A 23,309-nucleotide genomic window follows, 5' to 3' on the forward strand; every position below is an offset into this window, starting at 1 on the left:
ACAGAGTATTCGCCGCGTTTGGCAGAACCCTGGCAACAGCCTCACTTGTCGTCTGGGACAATCGCGAGCGCTCAGAACCCGTAGGCGGCGTTCTTGGCCTCCCGGATCGAGGCATAGGTCTGCGTGAGCACGAGAGTGTCCTCGACGAGCCGGTCGAGGCGCGCGATGACATCGTTGTTGACGATCTGGCCCCGCAGCAGGTCCTTCTCCTCGATGAACACATAGGGCTGGACGACCTGCGCCTTCATATAGGTCAAGATCGGCTGCAGCTGCTGTTGGGGAACCATATAGTGCTTGGCTGAACCCGCGGTCGCGACCATGGCCACGACCTTGTCCCGGAAGGCATTGACCGGCAGCAGGTCGAAGATGTTCTTCAAAGTCGCCGGTATCGAGGCTTGGAAGATCGGGGTGCCGATGATGATCACATCAGCGTCCATGAGAGCCCGGGTCACGCGACCGGTATCGCCGGTGTATTCGGTGAAGTTGCGGCCGTCGCTGAAGACCATGTCGACCTCGGCGAGGTCGATGAGTGTGGCCTCGACGTTTGGGTCCTGGACCATCACCGTCTGGGTGAGGTGTTCCATGACCGTGCGCGTCTTCGTGCCTACGTTCGAACCGGATAGAGCGACGAGCTTCATCGGGCAACCTCCTCGGCTGTGTTCGCATTCATCGCCGAGGTGGCCTGGGGAGTCGACGAGACCGTGTACTTCTTCACGGCGGGAATGACCTCAGAGCCGAGGATCTCGATCTGCTTCATCACCTTCTCGTAGGGCATGCCGCCGAAGTCGATCTGACCGAGGTAGCGCTGATGACCGAAGACCTCGTGCTGGTGCAGGACCTTCTCCACGATCTGCTGCGGGCTGCCGAGGTTGACGATGCTGTGCGGGTCAACGGCCTGGGCGAAGAGCTGTTTGGGCATGCCCTGCCCATTCGAGCGCTTCATCCCCTCATTGATGTGCGGGTAGAGCCCGCGCAGCGCCTCCTGCGAGGTTTCGGCGACATGGAGGAATCCGGCGTTCGCGATCGGCAGGGTGGCGGGATCGAAGCCCCGGTGACGTGCCGCTTCCCGGTAGGCATCGACCGTCGGCTTGAACGACGAGGTGGTCCCGCCCAGGTGGGCCATGACCATGGGCACTCCGGCCAGGCCCGCCTTGATCGCACTTGTCGGGGCGCCGCCCACGGCCCGCCAGATCGGCAGCGGGTCCTGTGCGGGACGGGGGAGCACCTCGGCGCTGTTGAGCGGGGCGCGGAACTTCCCGCTCCAGGTCACCCGCTGCTCCCGATTGATCCGGCCCAGCAGCTCGAACTTCTCCTCGAACAGCTCTTCGTAGTCACGCAGGTCGTAGCCGAGGAGTTCGAACAGGCCGATCCGGGAGGCGCGGCCGGCGACGAGTTCGGCGCGACCGTTTGAGATGTGATCGATGGTGGAGAAGTTCTCGAACACGCGCACCGGATCCGAGGTGCTCAGGATCGTCGAGGTACTGCCGATGCGAATCGTGCTTGTGGCCTGGGCGATCGCGCCGAGGATGACGGCATGGGCCTGCGAGGCGAAGTACTCCTGATGGCTCTCACCGACGCTGAAGAAATCGAAGCCGGCATCCTCGGCCGCCTGGGCGTAGCCGATGAATTCGCGGATGCGCTCGCCGGCGTCCACCCTGGACCCGTCGGCCGGATTCGGCAGATGATCGCCGAGGCTGTACATCCCGAACTGCAGTCCCTGACCGGAGGTGAATCCGAGGTGATCCATCATGTTCGTGGCTTGGGCCTGCTCAGTGGGCGCTGTCTGCTCAGGAGGTGCAGTCTGGCCGGTGGTTTCGCTCAATTTCTCTCCTCAGTGAAATGTCATTTGCCATGTCAACTGATAGTGCCGGAGAAATATTCCCTAGGACTGCGAATCGTCCTCGCAACGGGTGATGCTGTGCTCGTAGAGCTTCTTCATCAGCGCATGCAGCTGCGTCTTCTCGTCCTCATCGAGGACCTCGTCGAAGAGTGAAGCCTGCTGCTCAAGCTGGGAAGGATAGGCCCGCTCGAGGAGCTCGGTGCCCTTGTCGGTCAGCGAGATGTGCTTGGTCTTCCAATCCTGCTGCCTCGAGATGAGCCCCTCGGATTCGAGACGGGAGAGCATTCTGGAGATGCCACCTCCCGTGACGGTGAGACCACGGGCCAGGTCGGTCTGCGTGATCGGCTGAAAATTGCGGATATGGGCCAGCGCTTCGAATTGGGCCAGGGTGAGATCGAACTGCCGCAGATGGTCATTGGACAGCTGATTGCTGTTCTCGACGAAGCGCACCATGCGCAGCCAGACCAGCGTGCTCAGCGACAGATCCTCCATCGCGCCTCCTCCCTGCGGGGTGTCTCTACTTTACTGGGTATGTGCTGAGGTCATCACCTAGCCACCGATAGGAAAGAGTTGTAAGAACGAGGCAGTCGCAGACGTGAATATCATTGCCATGGCATCTGGCTGTCAGGAGTTCCTGTGGAGGACAAGGGAGTCCGTCCAATGAACTCTTCTGGCGTTCCTGATTCAGTATGCGAGTTGTAGAAGCCAAGGTGAAAGCTGATTTCGAACGCGTCGTGATTGAGGTCGTAGAAGGCCCGCCATATCAATGCGAGCTGCTGAAAATCTTGGTCGTCGACCTCGGTGTACACCTCCGAGGGCTGCGTTCCTTTTTTGTGTTTGAAGACCTGACCGGTCGGATGGCCGTCGGCTCCAGTGCCTCTGATGCCATGAGTGGCAAAATTCCGCTTGTCGTACCAAGCGTAGTATCTTTCCCCGAGCTTGCTGAAAATCGGGCTCTTGCAGTGCTCGCCGATCTCGGTGAGCTTATCCTTTAGTGCCTTTCCGCTTTGCCCGTGTATCTTTTCCGGCGAACGGCCGAGGATGAGGTACGCCGTCGTCGCCAACCCAGCGAGTGCGACGTCGCACTTGGCGGCCTCCGTTACGACGCGGCCCACATAGTATGCGTACTCCTCTTCTCGCCATGGAAGTGAGTTCAGTTGTGGTCCAGCATGATTGAGGGGGAAGAGGTCGAGCCAGAGGTTTTCGAGGTACTGCGCATCTTCCACGGATATGTAGTGGGGCCACCTGGTCCGGAAGTTCTCCGTTGCGACATTGGTTGTGGTGCACAGTTGAAGACCGCCCGTGTTTACCGACCGTAGCGCACGGATATTTCGGCTTCCCACGTCCAGGACAACTTTCCCCTTCTCGTTGACTAGCTGGATATTGTTGAACCCGATCACAAGCACCTGTGGGTGGCCGTCCTCGTCCAGTCCTGCTGAGGCGGTCAAGGTCTTGTCAATATTGTGACCAATTCGTCTGAGGAAGTTCGTGCCGGCTAGGAGGTGATCGTCTTCATCACCGAATGCTTCATTAGAGTCTGATGGCATACGCAGATCATATGCACGATGACTGACATCAAGTCGCTGAGCAATTCAAGGGCCAGTTAAAGACCGTTGACCTAAGTCACCGCTATGCAGCTACCTTCCTGTCCGACGTACGATGGCATCGTGAGCAGTGAAACGAATGGGGCAGCACAAGCCCAGGCGACATCCCAGGCCGATGACCTCCTCGGCGCGGGTCGGTCTGCTGCCGTCATCATCGCCTCCACCTCGGCGGCCAGGGGAGAGGCGGCCGATACGACCGGCCCGATCCTCGTCGACTGGCTGCGCACGCGCGGCTATGAGACGCCCGATGCCATCGTCGTCCGCGACGGCGAACCCGTCGGCCAGGCGCTGCGGTCCCTCCTCATCGACACCCCGGAGAGCGAACGCCCGCGCATCATCGTCACCAGCGGCGGCACCGGCTTGGCCCCGGATGATCGGACCCCGGAGTTCACCGCCGAACTCCTCGAACGGCAATCCCCGGGGCTCGTGTACGCGATGTGGCGCAAGGGGCTCGAATCGACCACCTCGGCGGTGATGAGTCGCGGAGTCGCCGGGGTACGTGGCCGCAGCTTCGTCATCAACTTCCCCGGCTCCAAGGGCGGAGTCAAGGACGGCATCACCGTCATCGACGACCTCCTCGAACACATCCAGACCTCGATCGAGGACACCACCGACCACGGACCACGGGTCTGATCGGCATGGTGCAGCGCAGAGCCGTTCGCGCCAGGGTCCACAAATTCGATGCCACCGGTGAGATCTCCGCGGGGCCGGACTCCTTAGCCGGCGAGGAGCCGCTGGAGATTCAACTCAACGGCGAGCAGTTCTCCGTCACGATGCGCACACCCGGCAATGACGTCGAGCTCATCGCCGGCTATCTGCTGTCCGAGGCGGTCATCACCTCGATGGACGACATCGAAGAGATCGACTTCTCCGCCGGGCTCGCCCCCGACGGGTCCCGGAACTACAACGTCGCCAAAGTGCGCCTGCGACCCGGAATCTGGAGCGCCGAGGCGGCCCCCGCCCGATCCGTCTACACCTCGTCCTCGTGTGGGATATGTGGAACCGCGGCGATCGACGCGGTGACGAAGACCTCCGCCTATCCTCTGATCCCGGCGTCGTTCCCGGTCGACCTCGACGAGGAGTTCCGATTCCCGCAGCTGCTCTCGGCCGCCCGGATCGGTGAGCTGCCGGATCGTCTGCGCACCCAGCAGGAAGTCTTCGACAAGACCGGGGGAGTCCACGCCGCCGCGCTCTTCGCCGTCGGCGACGACCCTGCTGCTGAACCCGAACTCCTCATCGGACGCGAAGACGTCGGCCGCCACAACGCTGTGGACAAGGTCATCGGTTGGGCCATGGCTAATCGGGGGCTGCCGCTGAACCGCACAGTCCTCCAGGTCTCCGCCCGGGCCTCATTCGAACTCGTGCAGAAGTCAGCGATGGCAGGCATCCCGATGATGTCGGCCGTCAGCGCACCCTCGGCGCTCGCCGTCGACCATGGCAAGAGCCTGGGGGTCAGCGTCATCGGCTTCAACCGCAGGGGCCGCTTCAATGTCTACTCGTACCCGGAGCGCATCGCCTAGCCCGAGGATCGTGTGAAGAGCCGAAGGCTGACTCCGCCGCACGGCGGACCGGGAAGTCGATCCTCAGGGGACGCGGACGAAAACTGGTCGCGAATATGCTGAGACAAGGGCCACCTGCCCTCCTGGAGCGAAGGAATCAGCATGACCGCAGTCACCGTCAACAACAGGCATCTGACAATCGTCTTTCCCGGCCGGGGAACTGCTGATGACCTGACGTCGATTTCATTCTGTTCCGCTTGAGGCGATCAGCGCGAGGTAGGTGCCCGAGTGGACGTTCGAGTTCCTCGGACTCCGATATGGGTTGGCGATCCCCGGAGTCCGCACTCTTGGCACTTATCGGCAGCCGAACGCCGCCGAGGTGGAGTCTGAGCTCTCGGTCTGACTTGCTCCAGCCGGACCTTTTGCTCGAATGGTTCGTGGCCACCAGTTGGACTCATCCCACTTCAATCTCGCCAGGGCCTAACATGCTGGAGTGGGATGCGAGGAGGGTGGCAGGTGAACGCGAGCGAGCAACGGGGACCGGGTCTCGGGCTTCTGACCGTCCTCACCGGTGCCGTCGGTGCCGGACCGCTGCTGCTCTACGGGCTGAGCGCGACGAGTGATCGGATCATCTCCGACCTGGGCATCACTGAGGCGCACTTCGGCCTGCTGGCCACCGTCTGCTTCGGGTGTGCCGCGATCGGCAGTGCGACCTTGGCCCGCCTCGCCGACAATCGGTCCGACCTGCTGCTGATGTCGTCGATCTTCCTGCTCGCAGCCGCGAGCTTCGTGTTGGCGGCGCTGCCAGCGGGGTTCGGGCTGCTGCTGGTCGCCGCAGGCCTTGCCGGAGTCGCCCAGTCCTTCCCGAACGGTGTGACGAATCGGATTCTCCTCGAGCGTGTTCCCGGCTCCCGCCGGATCGGCTGGGTCGGCATCAAACAGTCTGGGGTCCAGGTCAGCCAGCTGGTCTCGAGCCTCGCCTTCCCCGCGTTGGCGTTAGTCATGGGGTGGAGGGGCGCGGCCCTGGCCATCACCGTCATCCCGATCTTCCTCCTGGTGATGACCTGGCGCTCACTGCGCTCGACCCCGCTGTTGGCGGTGGCGGCTTCGCCGACGACCGATAGCGCCGAGGCGGCTGCTGGCACTGGTGCGCAAGATCCGGAATCCTCGCGCCCCTCACACCCATCGAAAGCTCCGCGCCATCCGGGCATGGTGTGGGCCATGGCGGCGTTCGGTCTGCTCAACGGCATCAGCGTCCAGGCCACGAACGTCTACATGCCGCTCTTCGCCGTGCGTGAGCTTCACTTCTCACTCGTGCTCGGCGGTGCCACTGCTGCCCTGGCCGGAATCATCGGCGTCATCGCCCGAGTGAGCTGGGCGAGGCTCATGGCCCGTGGTGCTTCTGGGCTGCGACTGCTGCTCGTCCTCGCGCTCATCGCACTGGCCGGGGGAGTGCTGTTCTTCATTGCCGATGTCAGCGGTCGGGCCTGGCCTCTGTGGGTTGCAGTCGCCTTGCACGGAATCTCGGCGCTCGGCGTCTCCGTGGTGCTCATGAGCGCGCTCATGCGATCGATCCCTTCGGCGTCGATGGCCTCGGCCAGCGGAATGGTCACGGCAGGCATGTTCACCGGATTCGCCCTGGGACCGTTGGGCATGGGACTGCTCATCGGCTCGGCCGGTGGATTCCGTGCGGGCTGGATCGCCGTCGCGGTGGTGTATCTGCTCTGTGCCGTTCTGGCTGCGATCCTCATTCAGAGGGTGCGCGGACAATCGCGATCTGCATAGGAACACAGCTCTCAGCTGGCGACGCTGCGCGGATGCCGACCGCAGCCATGCCGACAGTGCTGTTGGCCGAACGGCCTCCCCTTGAAGGGGTACCATGTCAATACTTTTTGCTCTTGTAGCTGGCGCACTGACGTGCATGGACTTCCAGCAGCAAGTCGTCGAGGCGATACAGCGAGGTGTCTGATGAACAGAGATATCGAACTCGGAACCATCACCACAGACGTTCCGGCACGCATTGACCGACTCCCGTGGGCGCGATTCCACTGGATGGTCGTTGTCGGCCTGGGCAGCGTGTGGATCCTAGACGGTCTCGAAGTCACCATGGTCGGCAATGTCGCCGCCCGGATGACCGAGGACGGCAGCGGAATCTCAATGACTGCCGGTCAGATCGGCACCGCGGGAGCGATCTATGTCCTCGGAGCCTGTGTCGGTGCGATTGTCTTCGGCCAGCTCACCGACAGGTTCGGGCGTCGAAAGCTCTTTCTCATTACCCTCATCCTCTATCTCGTCGCCACTGTGGCCACCGCGTTCTCCTTCTCGCCCTGGTACTTCTTCCTGGTCCGTTTCCTCACTGGAGCCGGAATTGGCGGCGAATACGCGGCCGTGAATTCGGCGATCGATGAACTCATCCCCGCACGAGTGCGCGGTCGTATCGACCTCATCATCAACGGCTCCTATTGGCTCGGTGCTGCGGGAGGGGCGGCGACGACGCTGTTCTTCCTCAACACTGACATCCTGCCGCAGATGATCGGTTGGCGACTGGCTTTCGCTGTCGGTGCGCTGCTGTCGATCTTCGTCTTCGTCGTCCGCAAGAACGTGCCCGAAAGCCCGCGCTGGCTGTTCATCCACGGGCAGCAGGACGAAGCCGAACGCATCGTCGAAGGCATCGAGTCCGACATCGAGGAGACGACACGTCAGAAGCTGCCCGAACCGGATCGGACCATCACGATCCGACAGCGCAAGACGATCTCCTTCGCCGAACTCGCGAAGGTCGCTTTCAAGGTCTACCCGAAGCGTGCGGTCCTCTGTCTCGTGCTCTTCGTCGGCCAGGCGTTCCTCTACAACGGAATCACCTTCAACCTGGGTACGATCTTTCACGGGTTCTACGGCGTAGCTGCCGGGACTGTGCCGATCTTCATCATCCTGTGGTCGCTGAGCAACTTCGCCGGACCGGTCGTCCTCGGCAGGCTCTTCGATACGATCGGTCGCAAGCCGATGATCTCGTTCAGCTACATAGGTTCGGCTGTCGTAGCAGTCGTCCTTGCGTTCGTCTTCAATGCTGGCATCGGCAACGCCTGGCTCTTCCTGATCATCCTCGCCGCCTGCTTCTTCCTTGCCTCATCGGGTGCCAGCGCTGCATATCTCACGGTTAGTGAGATCTTCCCGATGGAGACCCGGGCACTGGCGATCGCATTCTTCTACGCCATCGGCACCGCCGTCGGCGGCATCGCCGGACCGTTGCTCTTCGGCGAGATGATCGAATCCGGCAACCGCTCCCTGGTCGCCATGGCCTTCTGCATCGGTGCCGGAGTCATGGCATTGGGTGGCATCGCGGAGATCTTCCTCGGCGTCAGGGCCGAAGGTGCCAACCTCGAGGACATCGCCCGCCCCCTCACCGCCGAAGATGCCGATGAGACCAAAGGGGCGGTCGAAGCGAAGAAGACCGCCGAGGCGGGTGCCAGCCAAGGCATGGGTGCCGACGGCAGCGTGGAGCCGACGACAGCGGTAGGGGATCGGCAGACGAGGAAACGCGACCGGCTGCGCCCGGGGCCGGGATCGGCCGGAGGTTATGCCCCGTGGCCTTCAGTCTCCTCGCGCGACGTCCCATCGGAAGTCTCGGCCAATGAGGTGCAGGGCATCATCGACTATGTCCGCGACTTGCAGCCGGTCTCCGAGACTAAGCTCTATCGCGCTATCGGTGCCCGTCAGTGGGGCCCCGGACGTTTCCGCTCGTCGGTGCGCGAAGCCATTCGGCTGGGACATATCAAACGCAATCGCCGCGGCACACTGGAGTCGACCGACCGGTGATCCGAGACGAAGACACGACCCAGACATCCCACGTAGAATGGGGAGTATGCTCAAACGCGTCCTCGTCATTGCTTTGGCCGTCATCGCGGTGCTCGGCCTAGTCGCCGCTATGCTCAGCGGCACTCCATAGCGCACACGGTCACAGTCTCGGACACAGTCGCAAGCACACTGTGAGAAGTGATTCATGGGAGCACGAACGCACGATTTCGCTGTAGTCTTCCGTGCAGTCGGAAAGCAGGGTGGCACACATCGTCGTCAGCCGATGAGAAGTTCCGACAGATCTGTTGAGATGAGAGGCAGACGGTCGGCACAGCTCAACGCGGCTGCATGAGATGGTGGACAGGGGATGATCGCCAGACTCAGCCGGTTGAGTTCGGGATGTACGGCAGCTCTGATCGATGCCGCCCAGTACTCCGAGCTGGGAGCACAGTCGATTCGAACGACCTCGAGATCGCTGGGTTCCACACTCAGACCGTCACCGGTTGCCTTCAGAGCAGCTTCCTTGGCTGCCCAGAGCTCGATGCGTCTGCGGGTGGTGTTCGCACCGGGGGACAGGGATTCGCCTGGTGCCAGCGCATAATCGTCGAATCCCGCGAAGACTTCGCTCGGAATGCATTCGATATCGACGCCGATATGAGACGGCGAAGGCGCCGAGGCGACCGCCACCATGTCACCCGAACGTGACAGACTGAGCTCCGCCCCCGCGATCTGCGGTTTTCCGTGGGGGCCGCCGCAGCTGCGGCAGGTGCGAGTGAACCTCAGACCTGCTGCGTCTCGCGGCTCGATGCCCAGCCGTCGGGCAGCCATGAGCCGGAACAGGATATGCGCGCTCCGATAGGCAACCTTGTTCGTCGTCTGTCGAAGACGGCTCTCTTGCGCCACTTCGTCAGGCGAGAGAACGGAGTCCAGCCAGCGGTGTTCCTCACGCGCACGGCCCACCGAGCTGACATCGCAGAGCAGGTATTCGATAGTGTCCCGGGTCATCTCCTGCTGATTCTCCGGTACTGGGATACGGCAAGGGTGGAGAAGATCGCAATCACTGCCACGCAGCTGATCACCGCGTAGAGAATCGGGTTGTCTGCCGCCCAGCCCGTGCCCGAGGTGTACCCGGCCGGAGAGACATTGCCGAACAGCTCGCGGACGCTCGCCGGGAAACGTACTCATTCAGTCTAGTCGCTGGGTTTCAGTGGCATCAGGCGAATGGCAGGAAAGGGGCTCCGTAAGTCGAATTCCAGTGCTGAACTCCACCGTCAGGACTTCCCGCCTGGTTTATAGGAGGATCGCCCCATTCTGACGGCAGGTGCTTTGAGGGGTGGTCTAGAGATCCGCAAGTCTGTCGAGGCTGACGGAGATCATGCCTTTGATATGGGGCTGAGCCCCGGATTCGATCGCTTTGCCCACAAGTGGCAGGGAACAAGCCGTCTCGATCACTGCGAGAACATCGGTGAAATTGTCGTCCTGACGGAGCATGGTGATTTCCACGTGGACCTCGAGGGGTGCGCCAGGGATCTCTGCGTCGATGCTGAGACTGGCAACTGCGGCCGTGTCTGCAACGGGGGCGGAACGCAGGTGCTGGAGGAGTTGAGGATCAGCACCCAGGAATCGCTGTGCTGCAGTCGGCACTTCTTTGTCGGACAGAGGCATTGATGCAGTCAGTTCGAGCCCCTCAACTCGGTGGGAGTGGACCGTTAAGGTTGCTCCGTCTGAGCGCCACGTCTCGTCATCGGCGATGCGGTCGAGAATCTCTGCCGGCCACATCGCCGCTCGGCGTTTCAAAGTCGCACGTTGCATGATGGCAAGTATCTCACGGGGCAGTTTCGTCGGGTCACGCCGAGGACAGTTTTTGATTTCAGCTGATCGCCTACTGATGCTAGTTCAATGCGCAGTCAAACGGAATCCTTGGACGTCGAGGCTTACACTCTCAATATGATTGCTGAGGATGCCGTGAATCCATCTCACCATGATCGGTGCGTGCCGGAGTGACTGGAGAATCTCAGCCGGAAGGCGGCATCCCGAAAGTGCAGCACCCACGACGAGTACTGGTTCTTGGGGCAACCGGGTATGTTGGCGCACGCTTGGTCCCAAGGCTCCTCCGGGCCGGTCATGCAGTCAGTGTTGCCGTGCGCTCGCCCGAGAAGCTCGCCGAGTTGCCGTGGTCGACCGACGTGACGATCTTCACGGTCGATCTCGACGATGGTGATGGTCTGGTCGAAGCGATGTCAGGTGTCGACGTCGTCTTCTACTTGGTTCATTCGATGAATTCTGGAATCGTCTTCGAGTCTCGTGAAACGCGCTCCGCCTCTCGTGTCGCTTCCGCTGCAGAATTCGCTCACGTCAATCGGATCATCTATCTCGGGGGACTTCACCCTGACTCTGGTGAACTCTCAGCGCATATGCGCTCACGAGCGCATGTTGGGCAGATATTCATCGAGGCTCCCGTCGACGCGATCGTGTTCCAAGCCGGGATCATCATAGGGGCAGGATCGGCATCATTGGAGATGATTCGACATTTGGCAACAGAATTGCGTTGGATGCCTGCACCGAACTGGGTGTCGAATCAGGTTGAGCCTCTGGCGATCCGTGATGTCCTCTACTATCTGGTGTCAGCTGTTGAAGTCCCGGGTCGCGTGAATAGGTCCTTCGATATCGGATCAGGTGACGTTCTGACCTACGCCGAGGTCATGAAGTCCTTCAGCCGAATCGCGGGTCTCAAGCCAAGGCACGTGTTCAATCTGCCGATTCCTGCACCCCTTCTGTCGGGGCTGTGGGTGGGGCTGGTCACTCCTCTGCCCTTCACGCTCACTCTGCCGCTTGTGCAGTCTTTGCAGGAAGACGCGGTTGCCGACGAACACGCCATAGACTTCCTCATACCTCCTCCTGCCGCTGGGCTCCTCACCTACGAGCAGGCAGTCGAGCTGGCGCTCTTCCGGGCAGCGGAGACGGAAGGGGCAATCGGTACGGACCGGGAGGCTGACACCGATGAACTGAGCGAAGCCGCTGATTCGCTTCCCAACGATCCGCACTGGGTGGGGAGTCAGCTGATCGAAGATGACCGCACCTTTGTCTTTCCTGATCTTCGTGCCCAGCAGCTGTGGACGATCGTTGCCAGCATCGGTGGCGAGCGCCGATGGGTTCCACAGCCACCGGCTTCAAAGCTGAGAAGACTGCAGGACGGTATCTTCGGGAGTGCTGGACCCAACCGTGGACCTCGCTTTTTCGCTGGTGTGAGGGAAGTCGATCCCATCGCCTGCTGGACGATTGTGGAGATGGAACCGACGTCTCGGGTGCTGCTGCGTGCAGAAATTGAACACGCGGGGGATATCTGGCTTGAATTCACTATGACGGACCAAGTAACCGGTTGCTCGTTTCGGCAGCGAGCCATGTTCAACCCGTCAGGGGTGCGAAGCAGAATCTACTGGGCAGCTGTTTCGCCGCTTCGCAGGAAGATCTTTCCCCACCTGGCGCAGAACATCGCGAAGGCCGCGAGAAGATTGACATGACCGGCAGCGAGCAGTTCGCGGGCAGATTCACAATCACCTCACCACAGGTGCATAATAGAACGTATGACCGAATACAGCCGACCGGAATGGCTCTCCCGCTATCAGGACTTCAAGTCGCTGTGCTCAGACGTCTGCGGTGAGTTCATTCGCTTCTACCTCACGACAGGCTGCGACCAGATCAGCTATACGCATTCGCAGAACACTGAGGGGCTGCCGACGTATTCGTGCCGGCTCTCATCTGACGACGGCGCGGTGCTCCTGCTCCCGCTCGACGATTGGCGGGAGCGGATGGATGAAGTGCCCGAGCTGGTGCGGGCCTGGCTGGTCGAGCATTCGGATCTCAAGGGCTTCAAGCCCTCCGAGTCGCACTACCAAGGGGACCGGTACTGGTTCGAGAAATGGCAGCTTGCGAACCCGTGGTGACGCTTGCGCACTTGCCTTTCTCGTTGAGGACTCTGTTGACCTCAGGTGACCGGGATTCTAGTTCACGTCTGCAGTGCCGCAGTGGGCTAGTCTTGCATCACTGCAGTTCCGAGCATGATGACTCCTAAGGATTCGCGCATGGCACAATCTCATCCCGAAACCATCGTCCCCTCCCCGCATCCTCGAACCGTGCTCGTGCTGGGGGCTACCGGTTACATCGGGGGACGGCTCGTCCCTCGTCTGCTCCAGGCCGGTCACCGAGTTCGTGTTGCTGTGAGGTCACCGCAGAAGCTCGAGCAGGTGCCATGGGTGGATCAGGTCGAGGTCCATCGCGTTGATCTTGACGATGGGGACGGTCTCGTCGAGGCCGCCACCGGGGTCGACGTCATCCATCATCTCGTGCATTCGATGGGCTCGGGGCACGACTTCGAGAAGAAGGAGGCGGCGACGGCCCGTCGGGTCGCCGAGGCGGCCGAGGCTGCCGGGGTTCGACGCATCGTCTACCTCGGCGGGCTCCATCCCGACAAGGCGGACCTGTCCATGCACATGAGATCTCGGGCTCATGTCGGACGTATTCTCCTCGACTCGCCAGTGCCGACGATTGCGTTTCAGGCGGGCATCATCATCGGGTCGGGATCGGCTTCCTTTGAAATGGTTCGTCACCTCGCAATGACGCTGAGGCTGATGCCTGCACCGAATTGGGTCAACAACCGTGTCGAACCCCTGGCCGTGCGTGATGTCCTCTACTACCTACTCAAGGCCGTCGACCTCGATGAAGACGTCAACCGCGCCTTCGATATCGGATCACATGATGTCCACAAATACGCGGACATCATGAAGAGGTTCGGTGCAATTGCTGGCCTCAAACCCCGGCATGTCCTCGTCCTGCCGTTGCCTGCTCCGACCTTGTCGGGCATCTGGGTCGGTCTCGTCACCCCGTTGCCATTCACGTTGACCCTGCCGCTCGTCCAATCGCTGCAGGAGAACGCTGTGACCAAGGACAGCGACATCGACGAGGTCATTCCCCCTCCCCCCGATGGTCTGCTCGGCTACGAACAGTCCGTGCGCCTGGCCCTCCAGCGTGAAGCCGAGGGTGCTGTCGACACCAATTGGGCCGCCGTGGCTGGAGGACTCGACCAGGCGGCGAAGCCCTTGCCCAATGATCCCGATTGGGCAGGAGCACGCGTTTTCACCGATGATCGGACACTGCATTTTCCTGATCTGACTCCCGGACAGCTCTGGCCGGTCATTGAAGGCATTGGTGGGAAAAATGGTTGGTACTCGTGGCCGTTGGCATGGCGGGTACGGGGAGTATGGGACAAGATCGTCGGCGGTGCCGGCCTCAACCGTGGACGGCGACTACCGGACCGTCTTCGAGTCGGCGACCCCGTTGACTGGTGGCGAGTCGAAGAGCTTGAGTCGGGGCATCGCCTGCTGCTGAGAGCAGAAATGCGGGTATCTGGTAGGGCATGGCTCGAATTCACCATCAGCAAGGCCGGGGGTGGCAGCGACTTGAGGCAAAGGGCGATCTTCATTCCCAAGGGCATTCGCGGCCAGCTGTATTGGGCGTTTGTCTCGCCCTTCCACAGGTTCATCTTTCCAGCCATGGCGAAGAACATCGCTCGGGCTGCAGAAAAGCCCTGACCAATCAAGGTCGCAAGCTGTTTCGTTAGCTAAGCTAGCAGTTATGTTCTTCACACGCAGCCGCTGCAGCGCCAGTGGTGTCAATGATGTCTCGACTCGCAGTGCCCACATTCGCTTCAACGCCGCCAGGGCAGGATCAGAGTCGGTCGGAGGTGCTGCGCGGTGAGCAGCTCGCCTGCCTACGACGTCTTCAGCCGAACGGCGCAACAGGCAGCCAAGGCCGTCATCTCGAACTATTCGACATCGTTCGGACTGGCTACCCGGCTGCTCGGACCTTCTCACCGTCACCACATCCGCAATATCTACGCTCTCGTCCGAATCGCCGATGAGATCGTTGACGGTCTTGCCTCCGATGCGGGCCTCGACACGAGCGAGCAGCATGAGATGCTCGAGAACTTCGTCGCCGCGACTCGCGCTGGACTCAGACATGGCGTCAGCGACAACCTCATCATCCACGCCTTCGCCCAGACCGCGAAAGCGACGGGAATCACCGGCGACCTCATCGAACCGTTCTTCGCCTCGATGAGAGCGGACTTGGAAATCCCCAGTGAGTCTTTCGCCCCGGTCCGCAGGTTCGATCAGGACGAACACCGGGCATACGTCTACGGCTCCGCCGAGGTGGTCGGTCTCATGTGCCTCAAGGTCTTCCTGCGTGGTCAATTCCGAACCCCGGCCCAGACCGAGAAGCTCGAATACGGTGCCCGTCAGCTTGGAGCCGCATTCCAGAACATCAACTTCCTCCGCGACTTAGCCGACGACAGTCTGCGACTTGGCCGCAGCTACCTCACCGCTGAAACCCGACTCACCCAGACCGAGAAAATCGCATGGGTGACAACGATTCGCCAGCAGCTGACTAACGCCGACGACACGATTGCACTGCTTCCGAAAGATGCCAGAGCCGCGGTGAGAAGTGCTGCGGCGCTCTTCACAGCCCTCAACGACAAGATCGCAGATACCCCCGTCGACCGTCTCTATCGGGAGCGTGTGCGCATCCCCAACGCCCTCAAAGCTCAACTCACGGCGAAAGCGCTGCTGGCCACGGCGAAGGAGAACAGAGCATGACTGAGCGCATCGGCGTCATCGGCGGAGGTGCGGCAGGACTGGCCACGGCAGCACTGTTGGCACGTGAGGGCCACAGCGTCGATCTCTTTGAACAGAACTCAACTCTGGGCGGGCGGATCGGTTCGATCGAAGAAGACGGCTACCGATTCGACACAGGGCCATCGTGGTACCTGATGCCGGAGGTCTACGAACACTTCTTCAACCTTCTGGGTACGACGGCGGCCAACGAACTCGACCTGCGCACACTCGATCCTGCCTACACCGTGTTCAGTCCCGCTTCGCAGGCTCGGCGGGAGCAGTCGGTCACGATTCCTCACGGCACTGCCGAGGTCATCGACACCTTCGAGCGAATCGAACGCGGCAGCGGGGCCACCTTGGCCAAATATCTGGACTCGGCCAAGGCCACCAAAGACTTAGCGATCGACTACTTCCTGTACAACCCCTTCACCTCCGCGAAATCGATTCTCAGGGCAGAGCTGCTCACCGCGCTCCCCGCGTTGGCTCGGCTGTTGACCACCTCTCTGGAACGCCACGCCTCTCGCTTATTCCACCATCCGGTGCTGCGGCAGATCCTCCAGTACCCGGCCATCTTCCTTGGCACCGACCCGAGGAAGGCTCCGGCCCTCTATCACTTGATGAGTGCCCTCGACCTCAGCGATGGAGTGCTGTACCCGATGGGAGGTTTCAGGACCATCGTCGATGCTCTGACCCGACTTGTCGAGGAATCAGGGGTGCGAGTGCACACCGACTCCACCGCCACACACATATCCACCGTGTCAGAAAGTGGCCGACGGCGATCTGCCAACGGCATCGCATGGAAGGATCAAGACGGTCGCGAACACTTTCACGACTGTGACATCGTCGTCTCCGCCGCTGACCTCCACCACACGGAGACGCAGCTCTTGGGCGAGGGTGATCGCAGCTACCCCGAGAGCTGGTGGCAGAAGGTGACAAGCGGGCCAGGCGCCGTCCTGGTCTTTCTCGGAGTCGAAGGCGAAGTCCCACAGCTTCCCCACCACTCATTGTTCTTCACCGAAGACTGGTCGACGAACTTCGACGACATCTTCGGGTCGCAGCAGAAGATCTCCTCTCCGGCGTCGGCATATGTGTGCAAACCCAGTCACACCGATCCGAACGTGGCACCATTCGACTGCGAGAATCTCTTCATTCTCATCCCGGTGCCGGCAGATACAGGACTCGGGGCGGGGGGAGACGACGGGCAGGGGGATCCGCGAATCGAGCGTGCAGCCGACCAGGCCATCGACCAGATCGCTGAATGGGCCGACATCCCCGACCTGAGAGATCGGATCAGATTTCGCCGCACATTGGGGCCGACGGATTTCTCCAGCAACTACAATTCGTGGCTGGGAGGGATGCTCGGACCAGCTCACACGTTGCGCCAGAGCGCAATGTTCCGCCAGCAGAATGCCTCCAAAAAGGTGGATGGACTCTACTACGCAGGTGCGACGACGGCGCCAGGGGTGGGCGTGCCGATGTGTCTGATCAGCGCTGAGCTGGTCCTCAAACACATTCGGGGGGATTCGAGTCCGGGACCGCTGCCCGTCACAGACACACGGGAGTAAAGACCGACTGTCAGTCGATGACCGGCTTATGCTCCGGTGCGCAGCTGATGAGAATATCCCTCTCGGTACGTTGGAAATTCCAAGGATCCGAGGAACTCGTGGAATCGGGTGTTCTCGAGTCTCTTACCTTCTGTGGGTTCCGCGGAGAGGTCTGGCGGAGGCGAGACGTTGAGCTCGGATGCCAGAAATTCGACGACTTCGCCCAGCTGCACGGGGCACGAGTCCACGGCGTGCATCAGTCGTGGAGCATCAGAGCTGAAGAGAAGAGCCTCGAGCGCCCGGACCAGATCGGCATGGTGGATGCGGTTGGTCCACCGTCGGTAGTTCACAGGCCGACCCGAACGGACCCCCTCGATGAGTCGAGCATTCTCCCGCCCGTAGATGCCTGCTGCCCGAATGATCGACGCAGACGCGAAGGTGTCCCTGATGAGATTCTCGGTCTCCCAGAGAGTACGGGCGGGACTCGAGTCAGGGTGGGGTTGGGAGTATTCATTCGCAACAGCACCCGGCGATGCACTCCCGAGGACTCGAGTCGAGGACAGGAGGATCACACGCTCAGGCGTGGATTCCAGGACACCGATCAGGCCCTGAACCCCGCGCAGATACGTCTGTTCATAACCGTCATCGGTGTACTCATCGGGGGTGAGAGTGATCACCACTGCATCGATGTCAGCGATTTTGACCGTGCCGGGCCGGGTGAGATCGACCGCGAAGGGAGTGAACGAGGCGGGAAGTGACTCAGTATGTCGCCGCAGTCCGATGACCTCATGGCCCTTGCGCACCAGATTCAGGCCCAAACGGGTTCCGAGATCTCCGCATCCTGCCAGCAGTACTCTCATGTTCGACCTGCCATCCTGTCGTCGTCGTGTGTGAGCCGGGGAACCTGTTTCCTTTGGTTCACCATGTCAGGACTCCCCGGGGTTGTCGCGGGTTGTGGACCTGTTCTTCATGTGGTCGTAGGCATCCAGGGCTGCCTGCCGTGATTGCCTGAGATCGACGAGGGGAGGCGGAGCTGCCTCCGGTGTGTAGGGGAGCCAGTCGTCGATGTAGGCGTCGTCGGGGTCGAAGCGTTCGCGTTGTCGCTCCGGGTTGAAGACTCGGAAATACGGCGCGGCATCGGCACCGCTTCCGGCGACCCACTGCCATGAGACCGGGTTGTTGGCTTCATCGGCGTCGACGAGGGTGTCCCAGAACCACTGTTCTCCAAACCACCAATGCTGGAGGAGATTCTTGGTCAGGAAGCTTGCCGTGACCATGCGGACCCGGTTGTGCATCCACCCGGTCTGCCACAGCTGTGCCATTCCCGCATCGATGAGCGGATACCCGGTGGTCCCCGCTCTCCAGTGGGTGAGAGCATCGTCATCATCTTCGTAGGGAAAGTTGTGGAACTCGGGTCTGATCGGCGCAGAATCGATCTGGGGATAGTGGTAGGTCAGGTGCCAGGAGAACTCTCGCCAGTAGAGCTGACGGATCCATGCCGCGCGGTCGTCCTGGGTAAGCGAACTTGTCGTCCGAGCGGCATGGAGCAGCTGTCTCGGGGACAGTTCTCCGTGCCGCAGCCTGGGCGAGAGCTGCGAGGTGCTCGCCGCGTCAGAGGGCACATCCTTGCTGGTGGTGTAGCCGTCGATGCTCGCGGACAGGTCATCGAGCTGGTCTTCAGCGGCGCGCAGGCCCGGCGACCAGTGGCGGGCGATGGTGTCCTGCCACCAGCGGGGGCCTGAGGCTGCGGCGGCTTCACCCGCTCCTGTCTCTGTGCCGTCGAGAAGTCCCAGCGCGTCGAGTTCCATCACCGCCGGGCACTCATGCGCTCTGCTGAGCAGTGTCTGGCTCAGCCGTGATTGTGCCTGCGGCTTCGGCAGCACGTCACCGACATCGCGTCCGGCAACGGCCTTCCAGAACGGAGTGAAGACCTTGTAGTGGTCACTGCTCTGCGGGGCAGCCGTCCACGGTTCGACGAGGAGGGCTCCGGTGTGGGAATGGACCGTGAAGCCCTGATCGTTGAGCACGGTCTTGATCTGGCCGTCGAGAGCACGGGAAGCGGATGCGTAGCGGCGCGTCCAGCGAACAGCGGTGACGCCGAGGCTGCTGGCCAGCTGCACAATGATCGCTTCCGCCCGGCCTGCGGCGAAGAGCAGAGGAATGCCGAGGTCGGAGAGCTCCTCGTGGAGCACGGTCAACGATTCGTGTGCCCACCACCGACATGCCCCGCCCAAGGGCCTGGGCCCCAGACCCTCCTCGTCGCGGGTCTCACGGATCCAGACGGCGATGACACATCCATCGGCACGCGCCGCGGTGAGGGCCTCATGGTCGGCCACGCGCAGATCGTCACGAAACCACACCAGAGTGAGGTCCTCACCGCTTGTGCTCATCAGCGACCTGCTGTCCGGGTGCAACTCAGAGATTGAGGCATCTCATCGGGATTGAGTCTGAGGATCTCTCCATTGAGAACAGTTGCGAACCCCACCCAGGCCGCATAGGGGGTGAGCATGAGCGCTGCAGTCTTGTCGACGGCAGCCGCCTTCCTCAGCAGCCTCAGCGTCGAGGCCTCTAGGATCAGGGAGTCGACCAGCGACGCATCCGGGCGACGGGCGGAGAAGAACAGCCAGCTCCATGCGACATTGACCGCCATGTTCGCGCCCAACTCGCCCAGGTAGGCGCGGCGGTCCCGGCTGTTGGGCAGGCGCGTGAGCACCCGTCCGGAGGCGACTGCCGTCAACGTGTACAGGGTCGACCATGCGGGTCCGAAGACCCAGCCCGGGGGCTGCCACGCCGGTGTGGTGACACTTTTGTACCAGTCGGAGTCGACTTTCGTCCCGAATGCCCCGATTCCTGCTGCTGCAGCGCACATGGCGGCCGGAAGGAGATAGCGTTTCCACGGAGCTTTCATGAGTTCCTCTCGATGATTCGCAGTGATGGACTTCGACGGGACTTGGTCATCGACGACTCCTGATGCGCCCGAGCACTCCACGCCGAAGCAGGCCTCGGGTCGGTGGCGACCACAGGTCCGTCCCCTCGACCCTCCAGGTAGAGAGCAGGTGGTTGGCGGCCAGATAACCAGTCGTGGCGGCACGTTCCATCAAGGCCACAGGGGTATTGCAGCGCACAGAGTCTCCGGCGACCACCAGCCCGGGGATCGGGGTGGACGGCTCGGGCCTGTCCTCCCACGGGCGGGTGTCAGTAAGACCGCAGTCCGCTTCGATGAGCAGCTCCTGGGCAACGATGGTCAGGGCTGCGGTTTCGGGGTAGACGTGATGCAGATCCGACAGAAGCCGCGCAACGATGTCCGCCCTACCGCGCTCGGTATCGTATGAATCGCCTTCAAGGGCATAAGCGTGGAGTTCGAGGACCGAACCGTGGTGGGATTCGGACCACGCTCTGGCTCCGGCCTCGAAGCGCTCAAGTACGGACACGTTGTCGAGGAGGTCGTACCCGCTTGTCCCCAGGAAGGCCGGTCGGTGGTCGGCCACGGGCGTGCCGAGCCACAGTCGCAGCACTGCGAACGCGGGAGCGTTGGTCTGTGAGCCGATCGTCTCCATCCACCGTTGGGCCGCGGGTGCGCTGTCCACGAGCGAGTCATGGCTTGCGCTGAGCAGATCGCGGGCAGCGGCAGGATCGACTGCGAGCACGACGGCATCACTTTCCAGGTTCGCCTCTCCGGTCGTGGTCGTCCATCCGGACTCGGTGGGATCGATCGAGGTCACGGTCGTCCCCGTCTCGATCGTGACCCCCAGTGACTCGAGGTAGCCGCCCAACGGTGCCCATAGAGCTGTGTCGTAGTCATCGACGGGGACGTCGAAGAGCAGCCCTTCCGCTGAACCGGTGAAGTAGGTGTGGAACATGGCCACGAGCTCACCCGCAGAGAACTCTGTCGGGTCGGCGAAGAAGGAGCGGGCGAAGACTTCGAGCGCCAGATGGCGGGCTTCGTCGGGAAAGCGCAACCGGTCGAGGAAGTCGGCGGCAGATTCGCCGTCATAGTAGCTGTACGTTGCGGGGAACTCGACGTCGATGAGTTCGACTGCGGCAGCGATATCGACGTCGCGGAGTCCTCTGATCGGGAAGGTGGGGCTCTGCCAGACGAAACCGAGGAGATTGAACGGCGGGGTGCGGGGAATTGAGGCGAACGTGTCCATCGAGCCTCGGCGATGGATGAGCGGGTAGTCGTCGACGGGCCGCAGGCATTCACCTTCGGGATCTGCGCGGCTGAGCAGGTCGCGCAGGTTGTAGTACTGCCGGAAGAAGGCGTGGAATCCTCGGCTCATGGTCCGTTCGTCGTCGACCGGCCAGGCGCCCACTCGGCCGCCGAGGTAGTCGTTCTTCTCGATGACCGTGACCTCGGCGCCGTGTTCGGCCAAGATCGCGGCTGCAGCCAGTCCGGCGATGCCGGCGCCGATGATGGTGACCCGTTTGGGTCGAAGCAGTCGCGGCCGTCCCTGCGGGCCCTGGATTCTCTCGGCGAAGCGATCTCTGGGCCGGCGTCTCTGTGTCATTGGGTGTCCTTGCGCGATCGGTTGAGTTGCCACTGCCACAGCATGAGCACAGATGTGATCATGGCGAACCCGAAACCGAAGTCTTCGATCGGGATGTCCCAGGGGAAACGCACGTTCAGGAACTGCGACGGGTTGTACCTGACGATGGGATCACTGAGTTTGGTCAGCCACCCATCGACCAGGCACTGGAAGGCCAGACAGATGGCCAGCGCTGCCCAGTACTGGCCTCGTCGGAAGATCCCGCTGCGGAAGACGAAGATCTCAAGACCGATGACGATGACGATGCCGACCACCGTCATGACAGTATATTCAGGCAACATCGCCTCCGTCCTTCCGGCTCCCGGACTTTCTGCCAGCCCTGGTTCCGGACTTCTTGGCCACGAATTTGAGTACAGTGCCGACCGCTTCGTAGCTGAGCAGGGCGCAGATCGGAATGACGATGAAGAAGACAAGCTCCTCCAGCGGCAGGTTGCCGATGTGGATGCCGGTGACGAACTGCTGGTTGTACGTCCAATGGTCTCGGTCAATTGCAATGATGTCCCAGAGGGAGAAGACGAGGATGATCGGGATGAGAGATCCGATGAGGAGCTTTGGGCGACGGTAGACCCGGGCGGAGAACAGCAGTTCGAGAGGAAGCGTGATCAGCAGACAGGCGCCCATCAGCAGTAGGTATTCGAAGGCGCTCATCTTGTCATTCTCGTCGTGACAGGGCGTGATCTCGTCATCAGACTCAGGTCCAAGCCACGCAGACGGTATCCTTCAATGACGTTGTCCCAGCTGATGGTGGGCTCCCGAAGGATGCGTGGGCGAGTAGCCAGGACCTTGTGCAGAAGGGCATCGGTTTCGTAGAGAGCCAATGGTTGACCCGGGCACGTGTGGGCTCCGTCGCTGAAGCTCAGCCCTGTCGCGGCGCTTCCCCGTCTCAGGTCGCGCCCAGGGATGACCGTCTCCGGGGCTGCCCCCATCGCCTGCGGGTCGGTGTTGGTCTGTCTCACGCACACATCGATCAGGTCGCCTTCGGGGATGGTGTAGGGGCAGCCGTTGTCTGAGACTTCAATATCGGCTTGAGCCCGACGGTAGAGGTGACCCACGACTGGGTCGAGGCGGATGATCTCTTCGAGGATCTCCAGGCGGGTGGGCTGCGAGGCTTCGGTGTAGCGACGGCCAAGCTCGTCGTTCGTCAGCAGATGCCAGCATGCCATGGTGATGAATTCGCGAGTGGTCACCATGCCGGCTGTGCCGTAGGTCACGCATTCGACCAGGATGTCAGCGGTGCTGTAACCGGCGGACAGCAGATGCGAGAGCACGTCGTCGCGGCGTCGTGTTCGCCGGGTGCGAATCGCCGGGCGCACATCGCTGATGTAGAACCGGCCGATGGGCACGAGGCCGTTGACGGCCGCCTGGATCCATTGGCGACGCGTTCGGCCCATCGCGGGGGCGGCGAGGTCGACAGGTGGCTGTCTGAAGAACCCGACGAGACGCTTGGCCATCGCGTCGATGGGGGAGTCCGTGAGGCCCACGATTTCGGCTGTGACTTCGACCGAATAGTTCAGAGCTGCCTCGTCGAGGCGCAGTCGACCGTTTGCGAGGGCGGAGTCGACGAGGGCTTGAGCACGCTTGTTGATGAAATCCCCGTACTTCGCAGACACTACGGCGGGGGCGAAGTAGCGGGCGACTTCTCTGCGCTGAACATCGTGATCGTCGCCGTCGGAGATCAGTATGGGGTGTTGCCGAAAGTACCCGCGCGGGATCTTTTCGGCGGTGAACCCTGCCTGAGTAGTCTGATGACGCGCACGCAGCACAGTTGTGGCGGCCTCGTAGGAGCGTATCCTCCACATGGTTCCGTCGTGGCCG

23 protein-coding genes are annotated in these 23,309 nt (G+C 61.8%); 10 read left to right on the forward strand and 13 right to left on the reverse strand.

What is annotated here, in order from left to right; genetic code table 11:
* Positions 1–71: 71 nt before the first annotated feature.
* The 4 genes from MPN20_RS02690 to MPN20_RS02705 form a co-directional block, all read right to left on the reverse strand.
* On the reverse strand, positions 72–638 hold the full coding sequence (locus MPN20_RS02690) for an NADPH-dependent FMN reductase (RefSeq protein WP_242779215.1): 567 nt from the start codon (positions 636–638) through the stop codon (positions 72–74).
* Positions 635–1,822 carry an LLM class flavin-dependent oxidoreductase gene (locus MPN20_RS02695; protein ID WP_009884883.1) on the reverse strand — a complete coding sequence of 396 codons (1,188 nt, stop codon included), beginning with the start codon at positions 1,820–1,822 and terminating at the stop codon, positions 635–637. Before MPN20_RS02695 ends, MPN20_RS02690 begins: the two co-directional genes overlap by 4 nt.
* Positions 1,823–1,882: 60 nt before the next feature.
* Positions 1,883–2,332, reverse strand: a complete 450-nt coding sequence (locus MPN20_RS02700; protein WP_096157505.1) for a MarR family transcriptional regulator — start codon at positions 2,330–2,332, stop codon at positions 1,883–1,885.
* A 110-nt stretch (positions 2,333–2,442) separates the two neighbouring features.
* The gene (locus tag MPN20_RS02705; protein WP_069600795.1) at positions 2,443–3,387 is read right to left on the reverse strand and encodes a hypothetical protein; all 945 of its coding nucleotides are present in this window, start codon (positions 3,385–3,387) and stop codon (positions 2,443–2,445) included.
* 120 nt (positions 3,388–3,507) lie between these two features.
* On the opposite strand from MPN20_RS02705, the gene MPN20_RS02710 reads away from it, so the two are divergent.
* The 5 genes from MPN20_RS02710 to MPN20_RS02725 all read left to right on the forward strand — a co-directional run bounded on the left by MPN20_RS02710 (position 3,508) and on the right by MPN20_RS02725 (position 8,756).
* Positions 3,508–4,077 carry a MogA/MoaB family molybdenum cofactor biosynthesis protein gene (locus MPN20_RS02710; RefSeq protein ID WP_125188192.1) on the forward strand — a complete coding sequence of 190 codons (570 nt, stop codon included), beginning with the start codon at positions 3,508–3,510 and terminating at the stop codon, positions 4,075–4,077.
* A 5-nt stretch (positions 4,078–4,082) separates the two neighbouring features.
* Positions 4,083–4,964, forward strand: a complete 882-nt coding sequence (gene fdhD, locus MPN20_RS02715) for a formate dehydrogenase accessory sulfurtransferase FdhD (protein WP_242779218.1) — start codon at positions 4,083–4,085, stop codon at positions 4,962–4,964.
* A gap of 259 nt (positions 4,965–5,223) precedes the next feature.
* Positions 5,224–5,346: a hypothetical protein gene (locus MPN20_RS17245; protein ID WP_278189601.1), complete on the forward strand. Its 123-nt coding sequence runs from the start codon at positions 5,224–5,226 to the stop codon at positions 5,344–5,346.
* Positions 5,347–5,459: 113 nt separating this feature from the next.
* Positions 5,460–6,728: an MFS transporter gene (locus MPN20_RS02720; RefSeq protein ID WP_127362337.1), complete on the forward strand. Its 1,269-nt coding sequence runs from the start codon at positions 5,460–5,462 to the stop codon at positions 6,726–6,728.
* A 183-nt stretch (positions 6,729–6,911) separates the two neighbouring features.
* Positions 6,912–8,756 (forward strand): MFS transporter, encoded by a 1,845-nt coding sequence (locus MPN20_RS02725; protein ID WP_096146397.1) that lies wholly within the window; start codon positions 6,912–6,914, stop codon positions 8,754–8,756.
* Positions 8,757–9,011: 255 nt separating this feature from the next.
* Here the strand turns inward: MPN20_RS02725 and MPN20_RS02730 are convergent, their stop codons facing one another.
* Positions 9,012–9,740, reverse strand: a complete 729-nt coding sequence (locus MPN20_RS02730; RefSeq protein WP_242779220.1) for a 4'-phosphopantetheinyl transferase superfamily protein — start codon at positions 9,738–9,740, stop codon at positions 9,012–9,014.
* 333 nt (positions 9,741–10,073) lie between these two features.
* On the reverse strand, positions 10,074–10,547 hold the full coding sequence (locus tag MPN20_RS02735) for a DUF2505 family protein (RefSeq protein ID WP_242779224.1): 474 nt from the start codon (positions 10,545–10,547) through the stop codon (positions 10,074–10,076).
* 227 nt (positions 10,548–10,774) lie between these two features.
* Between MPN20_RS02735 and MPN20_RS02740 the strand changes: the two genes are divergently transcribed.
* The 5 genes from MPN20_RS02740 (at position 10,775) to MPN20_RS02760 (ending at position 16,968) form a co-directional block, all read left to right on the forward strand.
* On the forward strand, positions 10,775–12,256 hold the full coding sequence (locus tag MPN20_RS02740) for a DUF2867 domain-containing protein (protein ID WP_242779228.1): 1,482 nt from the start codon (positions 10,775–10,777) through the stop codon (positions 12,254–12,256).
* 63 nt (positions 12,257–12,319) lie between these two features.
* Positions 12,320–12,679: a hypothetical protein gene (locus tag MPN20_RS02745; protein WP_069600789.1), complete on the forward strand. Its 360-nt coding sequence runs from the start codon at positions 12,320–12,322 to the stop codon at positions 12,677–12,679.
* Between the two features lie 138 nt (positions 12,680–12,817).
* Positions 12,818–14,323: an SDR family oxidoreductase gene (locus MPN20_RS02750; protein WP_242779231.1), complete on the forward strand. Its 1,506-nt coding sequence runs from the start codon at positions 12,818–12,820 to the stop codon at positions 14,321–14,323.
* A gap of 162 nt (positions 14,324–14,485) precedes the next feature.
* Positions 14,486–15,385, forward strand: a complete 900-nt coding sequence (locus MPN20_RS02755; protein WP_242779234.1) for a phytoene/squalene synthase family protein — start codon at positions 14,486–14,488, stop codon at positions 15,383–15,385.
* On the forward strand, positions 15,382–16,968 hold the full coding sequence (locus MPN20_RS02760) for a phytoene desaturase (RefSeq protein ID WP_242779237.1): 1,587 nt from the start codon (positions 15,382–15,384) through the stop codon (positions 16,966–16,968). Before MPN20_RS02755 ends, MPN20_RS02760 begins: the two co-directional genes overlap by 4 nt.
* A gap of 26 nt (positions 16,969–16,994) precedes the next feature.
* On the opposite strand, the gene MPN20_RS02765 is transcribed toward MPN20_RS02760, so the two are convergent.
* The 7 genes from MPN20_RS02765 to MPN20_RS02795 all read right to left on the reverse strand — a co-directional run bounded on the left by MPN20_RS02765 (position 16,995) and on the right by MPN20_RS02795 (position 23,293).
* Positions 16,995–17,807, reverse strand: a complete 813-nt coding sequence (locus MPN20_RS02765) for an SDR family oxidoreductase (RefSeq protein ID WP_242779240.1) — start codon at positions 17,805–17,807, stop codon at positions 16,995–16,997.
* A 66-nt stretch (positions 17,808–17,873) separates the two neighbouring features.
* Positions 17,874–19,337, reverse strand: coding sequence for a deoxyribodipyrimidine photo-lyase (locus MPN20_RS02770; RefSeq protein ID WP_242779243.1), 1,464 nt, complete (start codon positions 19,335–19,337; stop codon positions 17,874–17,876).
* Positions 19,337–19,855, reverse strand: a complete 519-nt coding sequence (locus tag MPN20_RS02775) for a TspO/MBR family protein (protein WP_242779246.1) — start codon at positions 19,853–19,855, stop codon at positions 19,337–19,339. The genes MPN20_RS02770 and MPN20_RS02775 overlap by 1 nt, the downstream gene beginning before the upstream one ends.
* Positions 19,856–19,901: 46 nt before the next feature.
* Positions 19,902–21,455, reverse strand: a complete 1,554-nt coding sequence (locus MPN20_RS02780) for an FAD-dependent oxidoreductase (RefSeq protein WP_242779249.1) — start codon at positions 21,453–21,455, stop codon at positions 19,902–19,904.
* Positions 21,452–21,775: a lycopene beta-cyclase subunit beta CrtYd gene (gene crtYd / locus MPN20_RS02785; protein ID WP_069600781.1), complete on the reverse strand. Its 324-nt coding sequence runs from the start codon at positions 21,773–21,775 to the stop codon at positions 21,452–21,454. Before crtYd ends, MPN20_RS02780 begins: the two co-directional genes overlap by 4 nt.
* Positions 21,765–22,142 (reverse strand): lycopene beta-cyclase subunit alpha, encoded by a 378-nt coding sequence (crtYc, locus tag MPN20_RS02790; RefSeq protein ID WP_242779252.1) that lies wholly within the window; start codon positions 22,140–22,142, stop codon positions 21,765–21,767. Before crtYc ends, crtYd begins: the two co-directional genes overlap by 11 nt.
* Entirely contained in the window at positions 22,139–23,293 is a 1,155-nt protein-coding gene (locus MPN20_RS02795) for a cytochrome P450 (protein WP_242779255.1), read from the reverse strand. The genes crtYc and MPN20_RS02795 overlap by 4 nt, the downstream gene beginning before the upstream one ends.
* Between the last annotated feature and the right edge of the window lie 16 nt (positions 23,294–23,309).

Source organism: Brevibacterium sp. ZH18 (genome assembly GCF_022748595.1).
Taxonomy (GTDB): Bacteria; Actinomycetota; Actinomycetes; order Actinomycetales; family Brevibacteriaceae; genus Brevibacterium.

Bases quoted from the DNA above. Each gene is read 5' to 3' on its own strand.
- MPN20_RS02690 (WP_242779215.1), bottom strand. From the start codon at position 638: ATGAAGCTCGTCGCTCTATCCGGTTCGAACGTAGGCACGAAGACGCGC.
- MPN20_RS02700 (WP_096157505.1), bottom strand. From the start codon at position 2,332: ATGGAGGATCTGTCGCTGAGCACGCTGGTCTGGCTGCGCATGGTGCGC.
- MPN20_RS02705 (WP_069600795.1), bottom strand. From the start codon at position 3,387: ATGCCATCAGACTCTAATGAAGCATTCGGTGATGAAGACGATCACCTC.
- fdhD (WP_242779218.1), top strand. From the start codon at position 4,083: ATGGTGCAGCGCAGAGCCGTTCGCGCCAGGGTCCACAAATTCGATGCC.
- MPN20_RS02725 (WP_096146397.1), top strand. From the start codon at position 6,912: ATGAACAGAGATATCGAACTCGGAACCATCACCACAGACGTTCCGGCA.
- MPN20_RS02730 (WP_242779220.1), bottom strand. From the start codon at position 9,740: ATGACCCGGGACACTATCGAATACCTGCTCTGCGATGTCAGCTCGGTG.
- MPN20_RS02735 (WP_242779224.1), bottom strand. From the start codon at position 10,547: ATGCAACGTGCGACTTTGAAACGCCGAGCGGCGATGTGGCCGGCAGAG.
- MPN20_RS02745 (WP_069600789.1), top strand. From the start codon at position 12,320: ATGACCGAATACAGCCGACCGGAATGGCTCTCCCGCTATCAGGACTTC.
- MPN20_RS02750 (WP_242779231.1), top strand. From the start codon at position 12,818: ATGGCACAATCTCATCCCGAAACCATCGTCCCCTCCCCGCATCCTCGA.
- MPN20_RS02760 (WP_242779237.1), top strand. From the start codon at position 15,382: ATGACTGAGCGCATCGGCGTCATCGGCGGAGGTGCGGCAGGACTGGCC.
- MPN20_RS02765 (WP_242779240.1), bottom strand. From the start codon at position 17,807: ATGAGAGTACTGCTGGCAGGATGCGGAGATCTCGGAACCCGTTTGGGC.
- MPN20_RS02770 (WP_242779243.1), bottom strand. From the start codon at position 19,337: ATGAGCACAAGCGGTGAGGACCTCACTCTGGTGTGGTTTCGTGACGAT.
- MPN20_RS02775 (WP_242779246.1), bottom strand. From the start codon at position 19,855: ATGAAAGCTCCGTGGAAACGCTATCTCCTTCCGGCCGCCATGTGCGCT.
- MPN20_RS02780 (WP_242779249.1), bottom strand. From the start codon at position 21,455: ATGACACAGAGACGCCGGCCCAGAGATCGCTTCGCCGAGAGAATCCAG.
- crtYd (WP_069600781.1), bottom strand. From the start codon at position 21,775: ATGTTGCCTGAATATACTGTCATGACGGTGGTCGGCATCGTCATCGTC.
- crtYc (WP_242779252.1), bottom strand. From the start codon at position 22,142: ATGAGCGCCTTCGAATACCTACTGCTGATGGGCGCCTGTCTGCTGATC.
- MPN20_RS02795 (WP_242779255.1), bottom strand. From the start codon at position 23,293: ATGTGGAGGATACGCTCCTACGAGGCCGCCACAACTGTGCTGCGTGCG.